Origin of the sequence: Nocardia araoensis NBRC 100135, from assembly GCF_000308435.1 — a bacterium.
In the GTDB taxonomy this organism is placed as follows: domain Bacteria; phylum Actinomycetota; class Actinomycetes; order Mycobacteriales; family Mycobacteriaceae; genus Nocardia; species Nocardia araoensis.
The window spans coordinates 1-17,224 of the sequence record NZ_BAFR01000189.1 but is presented as its reverse complement, the minus strand read 5'-3'; the positions used below and the strand labels follow the sequence as shown (position 1 = coordinate 17,224).

Here is a 17,224-nt window from a genome sequence, read left to right as displayed (position 1 = left end):
AACCTCCTGATCAGGCGATGCGTTCGGTGCATGCGGCGGCCATGTGCTCCAGAGCGGCCCGCATCGGTGCGGTGAAACCGCCCGTGTCCAGGGCATTTTCGGCGCGGGTGACCAAGTCGGCGATCATCGTCTCGATCCGCTCCGGTGCCCCGGACTCGACGATCAGCGTCCTGGCGCGGTCGATCTCCGCAGGGCCGAGCTGGGCGCGATGCAGGAGCCAGGACAGTTCGGACCGTGCCGATGGGGTCGCCATCTCGCGCGCCAGCACCACCACGCTGGTCGCCGTGCGTTCCCCGAGATCGCCGTCCGCGGGTTTGCCGGTCACGGCCTGTGATCCGAAGATGCCCAGTACGTCGTCACGCAACTGGAATGCCTCGCCGATCGCGGCTCCGTACCGGCCCAGCGCGTCCAGGACGGTCGCATCGCAGCCCGCCATCGCGGCGCCCATCTCCAACGGGCATCGCACCGTGTAGTTGCCGGACTTGACCCGCGCGATCGCCAGGACCGAGGCCAGCGCGGGCTCGGTGCGCGCGTCGTTGAGCAGGTCCGCGAACTGGCCGGTCGCGAGTTCCACCCGCATCTTGTCGTAGCGCGGCCACGCGGGCGCGAGTGCGGACTCGGCCAGCCCGCTCTCGCGGAGCATCTGCTCGGCCCACACCAGGCACAGGTCTCCGAGCAGGATCGCGGCGGACTCGCCGTACCGGAACGAGGAACCGGGCGCGCCGATGCCGCGGTGCGCCCTGGCGAACCGGACATGTGCGGCCGGGGCGCCGCGGCGCGTCGCGGACCGGTCCATGACATCGTCCTGGAGCAGCGCGAACGCGTGCAACAACTCCAGACCGGCCGCCCCGCGCAGCGCCGCCGGATCGTCCGGTGCGCCGCACAGCCAGCCGAGGTACATGAACGTGGACCGCAAGCATTTCCCGCCGGTGGCGTACTGCCGCAGGACGTCGTGTGCGCCGAGGCGGTGCAGCGGCGCGGGGCATGCCCGCAGGAGGAAATCTTCCAACTCGCCGAGAACTGCCCACCGCACCGCGTCCCGCCACAGCGCGAAGGGGCCGGTCCCGAGGGCCGGGATGCCACCGACCGGTTCGGTCACTGTCCGTTCGGACCACACGATGCTCATTGCCGATCTCCTTCCACGCCTCTGGCAACTACTCGCACGTCTAACCTGCTCTTCAAACGATGCATTATCGAGGCGATAAACGCCCTACCACGTCTGGAAGTCGGTGCCGACGCCGGTCGCCGGTGCCACCGATCGCGGGAAAGTGAGTCGGTCCACGACGTCCTCCTTGATGCTCGGGCTTGCAAGGCTTCACGCTACGCCAGTTTTGATGCAAAATCGATGCATCATTCGAATTCTTCCGAAAGGAGCGGAAGACATGCGGCGGCCCGACGATGGTTGACGATCAGTCCGCCCGGTACGCGGTGGGCGCGGTGGCCAAGCGGCTGGGCGTTCCGGTCGCCACCCTGCGCAGCTGGAACCAGCGCTATGCGATCGGCCCGCCGAGTCGCCTGCCGGGCGCTCACCGCCGCTATTCCGACTCCGACATCGCGATCTTGCGACGGATGATCGAGCTCGTCGGAGCAGGCGCCACACCGGCCGGTGCGGCAGATCAGGCGCGTGCCGAAGCCGCGCGAGCATCAGACGGTCGCAGCGCTGTCCTGATCGCTGCCGAACGGTTGGAACCCGATGTCGCGCTCACCCTGATCGTGGCTCGGCTGGCGCGCGATGGTGTGGTCACGACGTGGAACGAACTGTGCCGTCCGGCATTCGCGACGATCGTGGCAGGCCAGGACGGCGGCCGCGGCCTGATCGAAGTGGAACACCTGTTGTCCTGGGCGGTGATCGCGGGATTGCATCGCATGTTCCCGCCGGTCCGGCGTCCGGGTTCGCAACCGCCGATTCTCCTGGCGTGCACGGCCGGGGAAAATCACGTGCTGCCCCTGGAAGTGTTGCGGGCGGCGCTGGCCGAGCGAGGCATCGTGGCGCTGCTGCTGGGCGCGGCGGTACCCGACTCGGCTTTGGTCCAAGCCGTGGCACACCACGATCGTCGGTGTGTGCTCGTGCTCTGGTCGCAGCTGCCCGCGACCGCCACTCCGGAAACGATTCGTGCTGTGCGAGAGGTGGCGGTGCGGGTGCTGGTCGCCGGACCGGGCTGGCCCACGGTCGGGCTGCCGCCCGGGGCGATCTATATCGCCACCCTCGAAGACGCCCTGGAAGCCCTACGCGAGGCCGGGTCGGACGGGGCGTGATCCGGTCCATCCCGACCCGCTGGACGAGTGCCACGCTGGGCGTCGGCACTGCCACGCTCGGCATCGGTGGCGTCCGATGCCGAACGTGGGTGGTTCAGCGCTGCGGTCGACCGGCATGTGCGGGCAACGGTGGCGGACTCAGGCGGTCGGAACCGTCTTCGTCGAGCGCACGTTCGGCAGGCCGAGATTGTCGCGCAGGGTGGTGCCGGTGTACTCGGTGCGCAGCGCACCGCGGTCCTGCAACAGCGGCACCACCTTGTCGACGAATTCGTCCAGGCCCCACGGCACCAGGTGCGAACCGAGGATGAAACCGTCGGAGCCGTCGTTCTGCACGAAAGCGTCGATCTGCTCCGCGACCTGTGCGGGGGTTCCGACCAGTGGACCGCGCTCGAACTGATCGATCACCACCTCGCGCAGCGAGAGTTTCTTCGTCTCCCCGACCTGGCGCAGACGTCGGGCGGTGGCGAAGCGGTCCTGGTGGACGAAGGCGCGGCCCTGGATGATCGGCGCGGCGTCGGGGTCCGGGTCGATGTCGGGCACCGGCCCTTCCGGATCGTAGCCGGACAGGTCGCGGTTCCAGATCTGCTCCAGCAGAATCAGCGCGGTCTGTCCGGTGACCTGCTCGTTGCGGATGGCATGGTATTTCTCGATCGCCTCGGCCTCGGTGTCCCCGAGGACGAAACTCGCCGACGGCAGGATCTTGATGTCGTCGGCCGCCCGCCCCGCCGCTACGGCGCGCGACTTGATGTCGCGGTAGAAGTCCGCGGCCTCCGGCAACTTGCCGTACGGGGAGAAGATGGCATCGGCATTGGCGGCTGCGAAGGCGCGTCCTTGCGGTGACACCCCGGCTTGCAGGATCACCGGCCTGCCCTGCGGGCTGCGCGGCACGGTGAAACGACCGGAGATGTCGAACTGGCTGCCCTGGAAGGCGAATGCCCCGGCATCAGGCCGGGCGAGGAACCGTCCGGTGTCCTTGTCCGCGACGATGTCGGCCGCGTCCCACGAATCCCACAGCGCGCGAACCGCGTTCAATGTCTCCTCGGCTCGCGTATAGCGGTCGGCGGGATCGAGGAATCCGCCGCGCCGGAAGTTCTGCCCGGTGAAGGCATCGAACGAGGTCACGACATTCCAGGCGGCGCGTCCGCCGGAGAGATGGTCCAGGCTGGCGAACTGCCGGGCCAGTTCGTAGGGCTCGTTGAAGGTGGTGTTGATCGTGCCGGCGAGCCCGAGATGCTCGGTGACCGCGGCGATCGAGGCCAGCACGGTAAAGGTGTCGGGGCGGCCGATGATGTCCTGATCGAAGATCCGGCCCGCGCGTTCGCGCAGGATGAGCCCTTCGGCGAGGAAGAAGAAATCGAACTTGCCGCGTTCGGCGGTGCGGGCGGTGTGTTCGAAGCTGCTGAAATCGATCTGGCTGCCCGCCTCGGGATGCCACCAGGCGGTGTGATGGTTGACGCCGCCGAGGTAGGCGCCCAGGATGACCTGCTTACGGTGAGTGCTCACTTCGACCTCGCTCAGGCAGTCGCGTAACGGTTGGGGACATCGGTCGGCAGACCGAGCAGCGCGCGCAGCGAGCCGTCCGGGTAGCCGGTGCGGAACACGCCGCGGCGTTGCAGCGCGGGGACGAGCCGGTCGGCCACTGCCGCCAGATCATCGACCGCCACGCCGGGCCGCAACCGGAACCCGTCGACCCCCTGTTCGCTCCAGTCGGTGAGCAGGTCGGCGAGCTCGTCGGCGCTTCCCGCGAAAACGGCGGCGTCGGAATCGAATTCGGCACGCGCGAGTTCGCTCAGCTTGGACAGTCGCCGCGGACCGGGCTCCTCGTCGGTATCGAGGAAAACGGTGATGTCGGCATAGACCCGCAGCGGCTCACCGGCGCGTCCGGCTCGTGCCGCGGCGGACGCGACTTGTTCCAGGATCGGGCCGGGGCCTTCGTCGCGGGTGGGCGTGACGAAGACGAGGTCGGCACTGCGGGCGGCGAATTCGTAGATCAGCGGGCCGTGCGCAAGAGCCGCCACCACCGGCTGCCCTTGCGGCGGACGCGGCGTGATCGATGGGCCGCGGACGCTGAAGAAGCGGCCCTCGAAGTCGATGTAGTGCAGTTTGTCGCGATCGATGAACCGGCGGGTGGCCACATCGCGGATCTCCGCGTCGTCCTCCCAGCTGTCCCACAGCCGCCGCACCACCTCGACGGCGTCGGCGGCCTCGTCGAAGAGATCACGCACACGGTCGGGGTAGACGCCGGACGCGACAGCTTCGGCGAATTCGGCGGGAGTCAGGTCGTGCACCGCACGTCGCCCGAAGTGGGCGGCCTCTTCGGCGGTACCGGACACTCGCGCTTGCCAACCCGCGCGGCCACGCGAGGTGTAGTCCAGCGTCGCGATCGACTTGGAGACGTGGAAGGGTTCGGTGTGCGTGGTCGTCACGGTCGGAATGAGACCGATACGCCGGGTGACGGGGGCGATCCGTGCGGCGATCAGATGCGCGTCGATCCTGGCCCTGACCTGATCGACGGCGTCGTCGGACGGCGCGTGCCGCCCACCGGGGACCCGCAGACTGTCCTCGATGCTCACGAAATCGAGCAGTGCCCGCTCCGCGGTCCGGATCAGGTCGGTCCAGTAGCCGGGCTCGAACAGTTCGGCGGGACGGGAGTTCGGCTCCCGCCACGCGGCCGGATGCCAGCCCGCCCCGTCGAGCGCGACGCCGATATGCAGTGGGTTCGGTGCCATCGTCTCCCGTTTCTCTCCATGCGCGAATGTCGTGCGGTGCAACGCGCGAAATCGCCCCGCGATGGACCGAACGGGGGCTGCGAGCACGGCCGAAGACCGTCCGTGTCACCGGGCTCGACGGACCGGGAAGGAATAACACGTGGCCACGGCGCAGAACCCGCGCACACGGCCGCCATCGCACGCGAACTGTCAACGATTGAGATCAGCTCGATCGATGGGAAATACGGCGGTGCGACCGGCGTGCTCCGGCTCGAAATCGAACCGAGCTGTCACGCGAAGGCCCGGTCTGCCGAACGTGCGGTGCGTTCAGTGCGGCGGACGCAGAAGGTATTCTCCGGCGAGTTCGACGGCTTCGCGGGTGGTGTAGCCGGGGTGGTCGGCGACGATGAAGTGACGGCCGATCGCGAGGGCGAAGGTCAGGGTGCTGCGTGCCTCGACCTCGTCCGGATCGGTGATGAAGGCCCCGAACATCCTGCGCAGGAACGTCATCCGCTCGTTGTCGATGCGCCGCAGGCGCGTCGCCACGGATTCGTCGTGGCGGGCCCAAGCGCGCACCGCGAGATCGATGCGGTGCAGGTCCTCGGTGAAGGTCAGTCGTCCGGCGCGCCGGATCCGGTCGGCGGCGTCGCCGCCTTCGGCTTCGGCCTGGCCGAGGACCGCTGTCGTGCAGCGGCGTTCCCACTCGTCCAGCATTTCCGTGAGCAGCGCGGGACGTCCGTCGAAGTAGCCGTAGAACCCGCCCTTCGTCACGCCGAGCTGGGCGGCGAGCGTCTCCACGCGGACGGCATCGGGTCCACCGTGGGCGAGTGCTTCCAGGCCCGCCTCGATCCAGCGGTCGCGGGTGGTGCGGGGCACGGCAGGAATTTGGCCACCTCCATTGATCGGGCTGATGCTATACGTTACCGTATATAGTAACTATACGGCACCGTATAAAAGCGAATGTCGCGCGGCGGCACGGGAAATCGAGCTCGCGATTGTCGACCCAGCGTGAGCGGGCCCGGCGGAACCCCGACTACGCCGGAACTTCGTCGGAACAGGAAAGGTCACGATGAACGACAGAAAGCGATTGCTCCGCTGGTCCGGTGCGATCCTGCTCGTGCTGGGCACTGGGCACCTGATCCTGCTGGCACTTTCCTCGTGGGAGGACATCACCGGCTGGGCCGAACGCGGTCTATGGGCGGCCGTCCCGCTCACGCTCGGAGATGAGGACGTCGTGCAGACGGCGGAGTCCTTGCAGAACAAGCTGACGTTCTGGGCCGGTCCGGGCAGCTTCGCCGTGCCGTTGATTCTGTTGGGTCTGCTGATCTGGCACCTCGCCGGCCGCGGGGTGGCCGTGCCCGCTGTGATCGGCTGGGGCCTCGCGGCATGGTGCTTGCTGGGTGGTGTCCTGCTCGTGCCGTCGCCATTCTTCGTCGGAATCGTTTCCGGGGTACTTGTCATCGTGGCGGCACGGAAGGACGACCGGCCCCCGGCGAGCGCGACAGCTTCGAGCGCGGAGATCCGAGGCTGATCGGGCCGGCGGGAGGCGCGGCACGCCGAGGCAGGCACGGCACGACAGGTTTCGATCAGCGTGAGCCGACCGGTCGCACCGGAGGGGATGGAAGTGGTCCACTCTCGGTGATCACGCATCGAAAGGAAGAGATACGCACCGATGAGTTATGGCCCCATCGATACGACCTACGCTGCCGCCGCGGACCGGTACGAAAAAGTCCCGTACCGTCGCACCGGCAACTCCGGCCTCGACCTTCCCGCCTTCTCGTTCGGCTTGTGGCAGAAGTTCGGCACCGATTACCCGTTCGCGACGCAACGCGAGATCATCCTGCACGCTTTCGATCTCGGCATCACGCACTTCGACAACGCCGACCGCTACGGCCCCCCGCATCGCGCCGCCCAGAAGAACTTCGGCGCGGTGCTCGCCAAGGACCTCGCACCCTACCGCGACGAACTCATCCTCTCGACCAAGGCGGGCAACCCCATCGGCCCGAGCCCGTATCTCAGGGGCGGTTCGCGCAAGTCGATCCTCACCTCGCTCGAGCACAGCCTGCGCGACCTCGGCACCGACCACGTCGACATCTTCTACCATCACAGCCCCGATCCGAGCACGCCGTTGGAGGAGTCGGTCGGCGCGCTGGTCAGCGCGGTGCAACAAGGCAAGGCGCTGTACGTCGGCCTGTCGAATTACGCGCCCGACCGCACGCACGAGGCCGCCGAGCTGCTCCGGCAGGCGGGCGTCCCGCTGTTGATCCACCAGGCGCGTTATTCGATCTACGACCGTCGCCCCGAGCGCAACGGCCTGCTGGACACCGCCCGCCGAGACGGTTTCGGCGCGATCGTCTACTCGCCTTTGGCCCAAGGCCTGTTGACCGACAAGTATCTGGAGACGATTCCCGAGGGGGCGCGGGCACAGAACAGTAGCTTCCTGTCGCCGGACGTCATCGACGAGACCTACCGGCAGCGCACCGCCGCGCTCGCCAAGATCGCCGCGGCTCGCGGCCAGTCGCTCGCGCAGCTGGCGCTGCAATGGGTGCTGCGGCGCCCCGAGGTCACCTCGGCGCTGATCGGCGCGAGTTCCACCGCGCAGCTGGATCACAACATCGCGGCGCTGAACTTCCCAGCGCTCACCGACGACGAACTCGCCCTCATCGACGAGCACGGCGTGCACGGGACCGGCCTGCAACTCTGACCCGGCCGGGCGGGATCGGGAGGGGCAGCGCGGGCGCTGCCCTTCTCAATCCCGCAGCAGCGGAAGCAGCTGGTTGCCTTGGCGCTCGATCTCGGGCAGATACGGGGTGTCGGAGAGGACGAAGTGCGTGATGCCGAGATCCTGGTACCTGCGTAGCGACTTGGCGACGTCTTCGGGAGAGCCGACGAGCCAGGTGGTCCCGGCGCCGCCACCGCCGAACTTGCCCGGTGTGGTGTACAGGTTGTCGTCGAGCACCTCACCCTGCGCGGCCAGGTCCAGCAGTCGTTGCTGTCCCACGGCCGTTCGGCGGTGCGGGTTCGGTACGGGCGCGTGGTGATCGTTCGACATCTGCGCGACCTTCGCCTCCGCCTCCGCCCACGCCTGCTCGGTGGTGTCACGGACGAAAGTGGTGACCCGCAGGCCGAACTCGAGCGGCGCATGCTCGCGGCCGAGTTCCTCGCTCAGCGACCGCAGGCGTTCGATCCGTTCCCGGACACCCGACAGGGGCTCGCCCCAGAAGAGCTGGACATCGGCCTCGGTCGCCGCTACCCGCTCCGCGGCCTCCGACGCACCACCGAAGTACAGTTTCGGGTGGCGGCGCTCGCCGCGCGGAACGATCCTCGGCGCCACGGTGGAATTGCTGACCTGGTAGTACTCGCCCTGATACGTGACGTTCTCCTCGGTCCACAGCCTGCGCACGAGTTGAAGGAACTCTTTGGTGCGAGCGTAACGCTCGGCCTGATCGCTTTCGGTCTCGCCGTAGGCCGCGAGATCGTCCTTTCCCGAGACGATGTTCACGCGCACCCGGCCGCCGGAGAGGTGGTCGAGGGTCGCCGCGGCGGAAGCGAAGTTCGCCGGACGCCAGTAGCCCGGCTTGATCGCGACGAGCGGCTCGAAGGTCGTCGTCTTGGCGGCCAGAGCCGTCGCGACGGTGAGCGTGTCGGGGCGACCCCACCCGGTGCCGATCAATGCGCCGCGCCACCCGTGCTCCTCCAGCGCCTTCGCCTGGGCGCTGAGGGTGTCGAGGCTGTTGTGGTCGGCCGCGATGGTGTCACCGCGGTGTCCCGGCGTGACTTGATTCGGGATGTACCAGAGGAATTCGAGGCTCATCGGCGGTGATTCCTGTTCGTGGGCGCGATCGACGGGCGAATCACCCGGCCGGCGGGTCGGCCGGCTTTCGGACATCGAAATTATCGACCTCGCCCGGCGCCGGAAGCCGTTCGACGGCCGCGTCATTCCCCCTGCGGTACCGCGTCTGAGCTGCGACGATGGGTCGGGATGAGACATAAATTCACAGAGATTCCAGAGGCGGCCACCGCGCCTGCTCGCGCCGGATTCCGGCGCCGGTCGCCGTACTCGGTGAAGCGACGGCGACCGACCCCATCCATCGGCTACCTGGTCGGCACGATCGGAGTGCCTGTGCCCGTCCCCGGCGCGGGCGGAACCAGGGCACCGGCGGGCGTGTTGGTATTGGGCGCCGACTTCCCGGGCGGGGGCGCCAGCACTTGCAACGGCAGCGATGGCGGTGGCGCCGCGGGCCCGCCCCGCGGCCCGGGTGCGGGCTTGTCGTCGCCGCAAGCCGTTGCGGAGGAGGGTGTTTCGCCGCAGTTCGGTGCTGGGCCGACCGGCACGATCGGCTGGGCGGAGGCGGTGGCGGCGGCGATGAGCAGCGCAACCGAGACACCGATCGGCGCCATCCAGCGTCGCGGCGCCCGCGTAGCGATCACAGCCATATCGGGTCACCGTAGACCGCGACCGAATTGTCCGCCGTCGCCGTCGATATCGACACGATCGCGAACGAGCGCAGGCTCACCGCGCCCGCGCACGCATCGATCTTGATCTGGATCTGATCGACGGAGATCGAGCCGTGCGGTCCGGCCAGCGGTTTCGTCCCCAGCGTGATGCTGTTGATCGTCCCCGGCTTGATGGTCGTCGACATGCTCGGCAGGGCCAGCGCGCTGCCCCCGACCGAAACGCCGGGCGTGGGCGCGACGGTCACCGCCACGTTCGGGCCGATGGCCGCGGACAGGCCCATGGTCAGGCCGTTGGATACGTCTATTTGGCAGCCGATCTGGTATCCCAACTGTAGCGTCCCGGAGTTCACCGCCTCCCGGCCCTCGCCGCCGATGTCGGCCGCCGCCGACAAGCTGACGAACCCTTCCCTGGTGAACGGTGTTTCGGCGAGATTGGGTACGCGTTGCACGTCTTCGGTGGTTTTGCTGATCCATAACTCCCAGCCGTCCTCCGTGCTGACGACGCGAGATTTGTCTGCCACTGGATCAGCGGTCGCGGGGGTGGCGGTCATGCCGAACGCCGCGGTCGCGGCGATGCCGAGCATCGCCATCGTCGAGCCCTTCAATGAAATCCTTAGTCCTGTTAACAGTCGAACGCGATAGTACCGACGTGGCCCGCGCGGCGGCACGAAAGGCCGTCCGCCGCTGGGCCGCAGCGGATTTCATCGATCCGGCTCCGGCTCAGCGGTGGATGTATCCCCGGGTGAGCGGTGCGTCGTCCAGTCGCGGTGCGATCGATTCACCACCGAGTGCCTGCCGCAGGAGCGCTTGCTCGTCCTGGACGACGTGCATGACGGCATTGATCAGGGCGAGGTGGGTGAAGGCCTGCGGATAGTTGCCCCAGTGGCGACCGGTGCGGGGATCGATCTCCTCGGCGTAGAGGCCGAGGGGGCTGGCGTAGCCGAGGAGTTTCTCGCACAACTGCTTGGCCTTCTTCTTCTCGCCGATCTCCGAGAGCGCCGAGACCAGCCAGAACGAGCAGATCGTGAAAGCGCCTTCCTCTCCGGCGCATCCGTCGTCGGTCTCGTCGACGCGGTACCGCAGGACGAGGCCGTCCTCGGTGAGTTCCTCGGCGATGGCCAGCACGGTGTTGCGCACCCGGTCGTCGTCGGGTGGCAGGAACCGAACCAGCGGGATGAGCAGCGTCGAAGCGTCCAGCGACGTGCTGCCGTAGTACTGGGTGAACACCCGGCGGGAGTCGACCGCATGGGCGCAGATGTCGGCGTGGATCTCGTCGGCGGCCTGTTGCCACCGATGCGCGCGGGCGAAGTCCTGCTGGATGCGGGCCAGCCGGGCGCCGCGGTCGGCGGCGACCCAGCACATGACCTTGCTCGAGGTGAAATGCCGGGGCTGCCCGCGAACCTCCCAGATGCCGTGATCGGGTTCGCGCCAGTAGGTGAGGGCGCTTTTCACCGCGCGACCGAGCAGCGGCCAGGCCCGCGCGTCGATTTGATCTTGATGGCGGCCGTAGAGATAGACCGCGTCCAGCGCCGCGCCCCACACGTCGTGCTGGCGTTGCCGGTATGCCTCGTTGCCGATGCGCACCGGGCTCGCGTTGTCGTAGCCGCGCAGGTGGGTGAGGGTCTGTTCGGCGAGATCGGTCTCGCCGCCGATGCCGTAGACGATCTGCATGTCCCTGGCTTCCTCGGTCAGCTCGAGGATGTAGGAGAAGAAGTCGTTGGCCTCCCAGGTGAAGCCCAGCGTGTACAGGCCCCACAAGGCGAAGGCGGAGTCGCGGATCCACGAATACCGATAGTCCCAATTGCGCTCTCCACCAGGGGTTTCCGGCAGCGACGTGGTAGCGGCGGCGGCGACGGCGCCGGTGGGGGCGAAGGTCAATCCCTTGAGGGTGAGCGCGCTGCGGGTGAGTTCCGCGGTCCACGGATGGTCCGGGAATCGTCCGCCCGCCAGCCAGTGCCGCCAGTGGTGAATCGTCCGCAGCAACCGCTCTTCGGCCTCCGCGACGTCGACGGGGGCGTCGCGACTGCCCCAGGCGAGCGCGCAGAAGCGGGTGTCACCCTTCTTCAGCAGGGTGCGGGCGACCGCGTGCGTGCCCTCCAAACCCAGGCGCATGTCGGTGCTCAGCGTCAGTTGCAGTTCGGTGTCGTCGGCGCCGGCCTGGGCGAGATGGTAACTGCCGAGGTAGTTCCACTGCGCGCGACGCCTGCCGTAATCGAAGGCCGGTTGGCAATCGAGCCCGAACTGGATTTGCCCGGTCTCGCAGTGCACCGTCCGCAGCAGGATGTGTTCGGCATCGTAGTCCGTTGGTGTCCGCCGGTGGGCGCTGCGGCCGGGTTTCTGGTGCCGCCACGGCCCGACCAGCAGCACATCGCGCACCGTCGCCCAACCTTCGCCGCTGCGCCAGCTCGTCTCCATGACCATCGTGCCCGGGATGTAGCGGCGATCGGTGGGCACCACGAAGTCCGCGGGGGCGAACCGGAACGAGCCCGCGGAGCGATCGAGTATCGCGGCGAAGACACTGGGAGAATCCATGCGTGGCAAACACATCCACTCGATGGCTCCGCTGGGGGCGATCAGGGCGGTGACCTCGCAATCGGAGATGAACCCGTAGTCGTCGATGCGTGGGAACGCCGTGAGCCGCGGTGTGCCTTCGATCTTGTCCATGCGCTTCTCCGTCGTCGTCTCGGGATTTACCGTCCGGCGGTCCTCCACCTGCGAGTACCTACTGCACCGCCTTTCGTCGGGCGAACACTCTGCGCGGTATCGAGGCGTGCGTGACGCAACGCTCCCACCAGCCCATCACCTGGTGGGCCGGATCGGCAAGCCCTTGCGAATCAGCGACGGCCCTCGGCCGGGGGCGCGTCCGGACCGACCAGCCGTCGGGCGGCCAGGACGGTGGCGGCGCGGCGTTCGGCGATGTTGTGCCGGGTGGTGCGGGTGGCGTGCATGGCCGCGGTGCGGGCGAGATCGGTCAGCATCACGATCAGCGTGATGGGCGCGAACGCCGCGGTGATCAATCCCTGCTCCTGGCCGCGGCGGATCTCGGTGAGTTTCCCCGCGATGATCCGGCGGATGGCGTCTTCGGCGGCGGGGATGTGGGTCTGCTCGATCTCGGCCCACGCCTGCAGCCGGGCGTTGTCGGGGTGCGCGATGTAGTGGTCGAAGAGCCGGCCGACGTAACCGGGCAGGTCCGCGGCGTCGAGGGCGGTCTCGTCGGTGGTCTGGGTGACCCATTCCTCCGTCACCGCGGCGTACAGCTCCTCTTTGCCCGCGAAGTAGGCGTAGAGCCGGTCTTTGCTCGCCTTGGCCGCATCGGCGATGCGATTGATGCGCGCTCCCGCGATGCCGTACCGGGCGAACTCCGCTTTGGCCGCGACGAGGATCCGCTCGCGGGTGGCCTGACCTGCTGCGCGCATGGCCGCATCCTATCTTGCCGAACCATTTGGTTCGGATATACAGTTGCCGAACCAAATGGTTCTGGAAAACCGCACCGGGGAACGAGGTTGGTTATGGGCTCTGTGGGAACTGGCTGGCGGGAACTCGTCGCGCGGGAGACCGGGGTGACCGCGGCGGAATTGGACGCGCTGTGGGCCGGCCTGCCGGTGGCGCGCGCCGAGGACATCCTGGGGGAGTGGAAGGGAGCGGCGTTTCCCACCGGGCATCCGCTACGTAAGGCGCTGTCGGCGAGCCGCTGGTACGGCAAGACCTTCCACAGCGTGCTGGACGCGAAGCCGTTGATCTGCCGCGCCGAGGACGGATCGCTGTTCTCCGATGTGGAGCTCGGCGGCGGTGGGGAAGCGACGCTGTGGGACATCGAGTTCCGCGGCGAGGTGACCGCAACCATGGTCTACGACAAGCGTCCGGTGTTCGACCATTTCAAATGGCTCGACGAGAACACGCTGATGGGCATCATGAACGGCAGACCCGAGCTGGTGCTGGCCGACGGTGAGTACTTCTACTTCCTGCTCGAGCGGGTCTGACCGATGGTGACCACCACCGCGGTGCTGTCGCGCGACCCGGCCGCGCCGTTCACCGTCGAATCCGTCGAGATCGATGCGCCCCGGGACGACGAGATCCTGATCCGGGTCCAGGCCACCGGCATCTGCCACACCGACCTGGTGACCCGGGCGGCGGGGGCCGCCGACCGTCCCTTGCTGCTCGGCCACGAGGGCGCCGGAGTGGTGGAGGCCGTCGGCGCGGCGGTGACCGGCGTGCGTCCGGGCGACCGTGTCGTGTTGACCTTCCGGCACTGCCGGATGTGCCGCAACTGCCGGGCTGGACGCCCGGCGTACTGCGTGCGCGCGGTGGAACTCAACCAGTTCGGTGCGCGGGCGGACCGGTCGCGCCGGGTCACCGTCGCGGGAACCGCGGTGCGGGACGGGTTCTTCGGCCAGTCCAGCTTCGCCGCGTACGCCTTGAGCACCGCCGACAACACGGTGGTCGTCGACACCGCGATCGATCCGGCTGTTCTTGCGCCACTGGGCTGCGGGTTCCTCACCGGCGCTGGCGCGGTGCTGAATGTGCTGCGGCCCGGCCGGGATGCCCGCGTCGCGGTCTACGGCGCAGGCGCGGTCGGCATGGCGGGCGTACTGGCGGCGGTGGCCTGCGAGGTCGCCGAACTGGTCGTCGTGGAGCCGGCACCGGCTCGGCGGGCGCTGGCGCGGGAACTCGGCGCGACCGCGGCCCTGGATCCGGCGACCGACGACATCGTGCCCACGATCCGGAAGCTGACCGACGGCGGCGCGACCCACGCACTCGACACGACCGGATCGGCGGGCGTACTCGCCGCCGCGGCCGCCGCGGCGGCGATCGGCGGCACGGTGGTCGCGGTCGGATTGGGCGCCGGGGTACCGGAGATCGACCTGCGGGACATCGTGCTCGGCGGCAAGGTGATCCGCGGTTGCCTCGAAGGCGACGCGGTGCCCGCGACCTTCATCCCGCAACTGCTGGACCTGCACGCCGCCGGACGGTTCCCGATCGACCGTCTCGTCACCACGTACCCGCACGCCGACATCAATGTCGCGCTCGCCGACCACCGGGCGGGCACGGTCGTCAAACCGGTCCTCACCTGGTGAGTGCGCTTCGCCACAGTTCCGGCGGCCGGTACCGAAAGATCGGTTTGTTCGTGGGCGGGGGTGGTACCCCGTGCACGTATCGGCCCGACAGCGCGGTCGTGCCGGTACCCGACAGGGGCATCCCGCTGTTCGACCACCGGCCCGTTCGACATTGTCACGAAAACGCTTGCGCCGCGCGAGAACGAGTTGCCCCTTCCGAGGTTGGACGGCGCGAAGGAATTGCATCGTGATCGAGGACGCGAACGTGCCCGGCATCGACGACGAAGATCGAGACCCCATCATCTGGCCGGAGTCCCGTTTGAGCGCATGGTGGGCGGATGTCATGGGGCACCGATTCCCCCGAACCCAGATCACGGCATCGAGCTGATTCCGCGTCGGCCGGTTCCGGCGTCCTCCCGCTCGCGGCTGCGCTGCTCAGCCGCGATATCGGCGGTGCCATCGAGGCAACATCGCGACGGGACGGCGCCGATGGCAGGCGTTGATCCGAGGCGGCGGGCAGCGCACCCGGCAGGGCGGCCGCCCGTGTGCGCTACACGCTGTCCGGCTGCGGCGCTCGGCGCAGTGCCAGGAGTTTGTCGACGATCTCGATCGCCGTCAGCGGAGCCGATGCGGTGGCCGCGGCGGCGCTGCGGATCTGGGCGGCGAGACGCGCGGGGCAGCCGGGCCCCGGTCTGGCGGTGGTGGCGCAAGCGATACAGCCCTCGACGGCATCGGCGAGATGAGCCTCGACATTGCGGACGTCGAGTGCGGCGATCAAATCGAGCCCGCTCGAGAAGGTGATCGGCATGTCGTTGGGTTCCTCCGGCTCAATGTCCGATCGGGTGACGCGTCGCGACGGGCATTCCGGCCTGCTCCATGCCGCGCGGCGCGGCCGGGACGTCGGACGGCGCGCGGGCAGGCGCCGGTCGATGCCGGACCGTCGCAAGCGAGGCTTGGGGACGGGCTCGACGCGATGACTGGGGGTATCCGTTTACGGCCGACGCCGTTGTCGGCCTGCCGACGTCGTTGTCGGGTCGGATGTCCGGTGACGGCATTGTCGTTCGGACGAGGAGCAGCACGTGTTTATATAGGCTGCGCATCGGTAATGTAACAGATGGATATACCTCCTGGGAACCCGTCAGCGAACTTTGATTCGCCCACTTTTTGCCCTGCCCATGCCTGCTTTCGTGCGCGCCCGGTGCGGAGCGGGCTGCGGTTCAGCGACGAATACGCAACGGTATGGTGTGCAGACTTGGTCCGACGGGTGGGCCGCCTGGGTTCGTTGGAGGCGTTCGACTATGCAATCGGTACTCGGTAAGGCGCGGTTGGTGCTCGAGGCCTTCGACGCCGAGTCGGTGGCGTTGTCGCTCACCGAACTGTCCCGCCGCAGCGGAGTCGCCAAGGCGACGACGCATCGGCTGGCGCAGGCCCTGGTGGAGTGGGGTGTCCTCGAACGCGTCGGGACGAAGTACCGCCTCGGCCTGCGCCTGTTCGAGCTCGGACAGCTGGTGCCGACGCAGCGGGTTCTCCGCGACGCCGCCCTGCCGTACCTGCAGGAATTGCATGCCGCCACGGCCGCGACGGTGCACTTCGCGATCCGGGACGGGCTCGATGTGCTCTACATAGAAAAGCTCTCCGGTCATGGTGCGGTCGAGATACCGTCCCGCGTAGCGGGACGGCTGCCGCTGTACGCGACCGCGACGGGCAAGGCGATTCTGGCGTTTTCCGGCGGGGACGTGCTCGCCCAGGTGATCGAGAACGGCCTGTGCGCGTTCACGCGACGAACGGTGGCATCGGCGGCACATCTGGCCCGCCAGCTCGACACCGTCCGGCAGAACATGATGGCGGTGGAAGCCGAGGAGATGTCTCTCGGCGTGGTGAGCGCGGCGGTACCCGTGTTCGGCCCGCACTCGGTTCTGATCGGTGCGGTCGGGATGTCCACGACCACCGCACGGATGAACCTGGACCGGATGTCCGGCCCGCTGAAATCCGCCGGCCTCGGGATCAACCGGACACTCGGCTCTCTCGCGCGCTCGGCATAGCGCTCGCGGCGGACGCACGCCGTCGGCTCACCGCCACCAAGGCGACGAACCCGAGCGCCGCCGACGCGGTCATCGCGATCGCCACCGCGAGGCTGGTGTTGCCCAGCAGCCCGACGGCCGGTGCGACCACCGCCGCCGCCCCGAACTGCGCGAAGCCGACCATCGCCGCGGCCGTGCCCGCCAGCGCGCCGTGCCGGGACAGCGCCAGGGCCGGCGCGTTCGGCATCACGAAACCGGTCGCGCACAGCAAGGTGAGAACCGGCAGCGCGAAGCCGGTGAATCCGCCGGTCGCGGTGGCCGCCAGGGCGATGAAGCCCACGCCGACGGCCGTGCTGACCAGGAGCGAGACCAGACTGATGCGCAGCGGGGACCACCGCTCCAGCAGAGCGACGTTCAGTTGGGACGCGCCGATCAACACCACCGCCCCCGCGGCGAAGGCGAATCCGTACGACTTCGGGTCCAGCTTGAACTGGCCCTGCATCACGAATGACGAACCGGCGATGTATGCCCACAGGACCGCCCGGCCCAAGCCGGACACCAGCACGAGAACGACGAACTGCGGATCGCGGGCCAGTGTGAGATACCCGTGGCGAACCTGGGAGATCCCTCCGCCGGTGCGCGCGGAGGGCGGCAGGGTCTCCGGCATGGCGCACCCGCCCAGCAGCATCATCGCCACGCCGAGCCCGGCCAGCACGAGAAATACCCC

18 protein-coding genes are annotated in these 17,224 nt (G+C 68.4%); 7 read left to right on the top strand and 11 right to left on the bottom strand.

Features of this window, described 5'->3' with window-relative positions; all coding sequences use genetic code 11:
• Positions 1–10: 10 nt before the first annotated feature.
• A complete protein-coding gene (locus ON21_RS24835; protein WP_083880863.1) occupies positions 11–1,126 on the bottom strand; it encodes a polyprenyl synthetase family protein in 1,116 nt (371 codons plus the stop codon).
• A 272-nt stretch (positions 1,127–1,398) separates the two neighbouring features.
• Here ON21_RS24835 and ON21_RS24830 point away from each other — a divergent pair, with 272 nt between their 5' ends.
• Complete coding sequence (locus tag ON21_RS24830) at positions 1,399–2,256, top strand: MerR family transcriptional regulator (RefSeq protein ID WP_039801441.1); 858 nt, start codon at positions 1,399–1,401, stop codon at positions 2,254–2,256.
• 138 nt (positions 2,257–2,394) lie between these two features.
• Here the strand turns inward: ON21_RS24830 and ON21_RS24825 are convergent, their stop codons facing one another.
• The 3 genes from ON21_RS24825 to ON21_RS24815 all read right to left on the bottom strand — a co-directional run bounded on the left by ON21_RS24825 (position 2,395) and on the right by ON21_RS24815 (position 5,876).
• The gene (locus tag ON21_RS24825; RefSeq protein WP_039801439.1) at positions 2,395–3,759 is read right to left on the bottom strand and encodes an NtaA/DmoA family FMN-dependent monooxygenase; all 1,365 of its coding nucleotides are present in this window, start codon (positions 3,757–3,759) and stop codon (positions 2,395–2,397) included.
• 11 nt (positions 3,760–3,770) lie between these two features.
• Positions 3,771–4,985, bottom strand: a complete 1,215-nt coding sequence (locus tag ON21_RS24820; protein ID WP_039801576.1) for an LLM class flavin-dependent oxidoreductase — start codon at positions 4,983–4,985, stop codon at positions 3,771–3,773.
• Between the two features lie 306 nt (positions 4,986–5,291).
• Positions 5,292–5,876 (bottom strand): TetR/AcrR family transcriptional regulator, encoded by a 585-nt coding sequence (locus tag ON21_RS24815; protein ID WP_039801437.1) that lies wholly within the window; start codon positions 5,874–5,876, stop codon positions 5,292–5,294.
• Between the two features lie 157 nt (positions 5,877–6,033).
• Between ON21_RS24815 and ON21_RS24810 the strand changes: the two genes are divergently transcribed.
• Both ON21_RS24810 and ON21_RS24805 read left to right on the top strand, forming a co-directional pair.
• Entirely contained in the window at positions 6,034–6,495 is a 462-nt protein-coding gene (locus ON21_RS24810; RefSeq protein WP_051021309.1) for a DUF6463 family protein, read from the top strand.
• Positions 6,496–6,636: 141 nt separating this feature from the next.
• The gene (locus ON21_RS24805; RefSeq protein ID WP_039801435.1) at positions 6,637–7,668 is read left to right on the top strand and encodes an aldo/keto reductase; all 1,032 of its coding nucleotides are present in this window, start codon (positions 6,637–6,639) and stop codon (positions 7,666–7,668) included.
• Positions 7,669–7,713: 45 nt separating this feature from the next.
• Here the strand turns inward: ON21_RS24805 and ON21_RS24800 are convergent, their stop codons facing one another.
• From ON21_RS24800 to ON21_RS24780, 5 genes are all read right to left on the bottom strand, one after another.
• A complete protein-coding gene (locus tag ON21_RS24800; protein WP_039801573.1) occupies positions 7,714–8,778 on the bottom strand; it encodes an LLM class flavin-dependent oxidoreductase in 1,065 nt (354 codons plus the stop codon).
• A 281-nt stretch (positions 8,779–9,059) separates the two neighbouring features.
• On the bottom strand, positions 9,060–9,401 hold the full coding sequence (locus ON21_RS24795; protein WP_157170958.1) for a hypothetical protein: 342 nt from the start codon (positions 9,399–9,401) through the stop codon (positions 9,060–9,062).
• The gene (locus ON21_RS24790; protein WP_245562715.1) at positions 9,392–10,027 is read right to left on the bottom strand and encodes an MspA family porin; all 636 of its coding nucleotides are present in this window, start codon (positions 10,025–10,027) and stop codon (positions 9,392–9,394) included. Before ON21_RS24790 ends, ON21_RS24795 begins: the two co-directional genes overlap by 10 nt.
• A gap of 115 nt (positions 10,028–10,142) precedes the next feature.
• On the bottom strand, positions 10,143–12,086 hold the full coding sequence (locus ON21_RS24785; RefSeq protein ID WP_083880875.1) for a glycoside hydrolase family 15 protein: 1,944 nt from the start codon (positions 12,084–12,086) through the stop codon (positions 10,143–10,145).
• Between the two features lie 170 nt (positions 12,087–12,256).
• Complete coding sequence (locus ON21_RS24780) at positions 12,257–12,838, bottom strand: TetR family transcriptional regulator (RefSeq protein ID WP_039801431.1); 582 nt, start codon at positions 12,836–12,838, stop codon at positions 12,257–12,259.
• Positions 12,839–12,931: 93 nt separating this feature from the next.
• On the opposite strand from ON21_RS24780, the gene ON21_RS24775 reads away from it, so the two are divergent.
• The 3 genes from ON21_RS24775 (at position 12,932) to ON21_RS38670 (ending at position 14,864) form a co-directional block, all read left to right on the top strand.
• A complete protein-coding gene (locus tag ON21_RS24775) occupies positions 12,932–13,402 on the top strand; it encodes a DUF4334 domain-containing protein (RefSeq protein WP_039801429.1) in 471 nt (156 codons plus the stop codon).
• A 6-nt stretch (positions 13,403–13,408) separates the two neighbouring features.
• Complete coding sequence (locus tag ON21_RS24770; RefSeq protein WP_174372205.1) at positions 13,409–14,497, top strand: NAD(P)-dependent alcohol dehydrogenase; 1,089 nt, start codon at positions 13,409–13,411, stop codon at positions 14,495–14,497.
• 226 nt (positions 14,498–14,723) lie between these two features.
• Positions 14,724–14,864, top strand: coding sequence for a hypothetical protein (locus ON21_RS38670; protein WP_157170957.1), 141 nt, complete (start codon positions 14,724–14,726; stop codon positions 14,862–14,864).
• Positions 14,865–15,026: 162 nt separating this feature from the next.
• On the opposite strand, the gene ON21_RS24765 is transcribed toward ON21_RS38670, so the two are convergent.
• Positions 15,027–15,284: a hypothetical protein gene (locus ON21_RS24765; RefSeq protein ID WP_039801424.1), complete on the bottom strand. Its 258-nt coding sequence runs from the start codon at positions 15,282–15,284 to the stop codon at positions 15,027–15,029.
• 490 nt (positions 15,285–15,774) lie between these two features.
• Between ON21_RS24765 and ON21_RS24760 the strand changes: the two genes are divergently transcribed.
• Positions 15,775–16,518 (top strand): IclR family transcriptional regulator, encoded by a 744-nt coding sequence (locus ON21_RS24760; RefSeq protein ID WP_039801421.1) that lies wholly within the window; start codon positions 15,775–15,777, stop codon positions 16,516–16,518.
• Here the strand turns inward: ON21_RS24760 and ON21_RS24755 are convergent.
• A partial coding sequence (locus ON21_RS24755) for a hypothetical protein (RefSeq protein WP_039801419.1) occupies positions 16,481–17,224 on the bottom strand: 744 nt, incomplete at its 5' end. The genes ON21_RS24760 and ON21_RS24755 overlap by 38 nt on opposite strands.

Coding starts and splice junctions, on each gene's coding strand:
- ON21_RS24810 (WP_051021309.1), top strand. CDS start 6,034: ATGAACGACAGAAAGCGATTGCTCCGCTGGTCCGGTGCGATCCTGCTC.
- ON21_RS24780 (WP_039801431.1), bottom strand. CDS start 12,838: ATGCGCGCAGCAGGTCAGGCCACCCGCGAGCGGATCCTCGTCGCGGCC.
- ON21_RS24835 (WP_083880863.1), bottom strand. CDS start 1,126: ATGAGCATCGTGTGGTCCGAACGGACAGTGACCGAACCGGTCGGTGGC.
- ON21_RS24800 (WP_039801573.1), bottom strand. CDS start 8,778: ATGAGCCTCGAATTCCTCTGGTACATCCCGAATCAAGTCACGCCGGGA.
- ON21_RS24775 (WP_039801429.1), top strand. CDS start 12,932: ATGGGCTCTGTGGGAACTGGCTGGCGGGAACTCGTCGCGCGGGAGACC.
- ON21_RS24760 (WP_039801421.1), top strand. CDS start 15,775: ATGCAATCGGTACTCGGTAAGGCGCGGTTGGTGCTCGAGGCCTTCGAC.
- ON21_RS24805 (WP_039801435.1), top strand. CDS start 6,637: ATGAGTTATGGCCCCATCGATACGACCTACGCTGCCGCCGCGGACCGG.
- ON21_RS24765 (WP_039801424.1), bottom strand. CDS start 15,284: ATGCCGATCACCTTCTCGAGCGGGCTCGATTTGATCGCCGCACTCGAC.
- ON21_RS24795 (WP_157170958.1), bottom strand. CDS start 9,401: ATGGCTGTGATCGCTACGCGGGCGCCGCGACGCTGGATGGCGCCGATC.
- ON21_RS24830 (WP_039801441.1), top strand. CDS start 1,399: ATGGTTGACGATCAGTCCGCCCGGTACGCGGTGGGCGCGGTGGCCAAG.
- ON21_RS24785 (WP_083880875.1), bottom strand. CDS start 12,086: ATGGACAAGATCGAAGGCACACCGCGGCTCACGGCGTTCCCACGCATC.
- ON21_RS24820 (WP_039801576.1), bottom strand. CDS start 4,985: ATGGCACCGAACCCACTGCATATCGGCGTCGCGCTCGACGGGGCGGGC.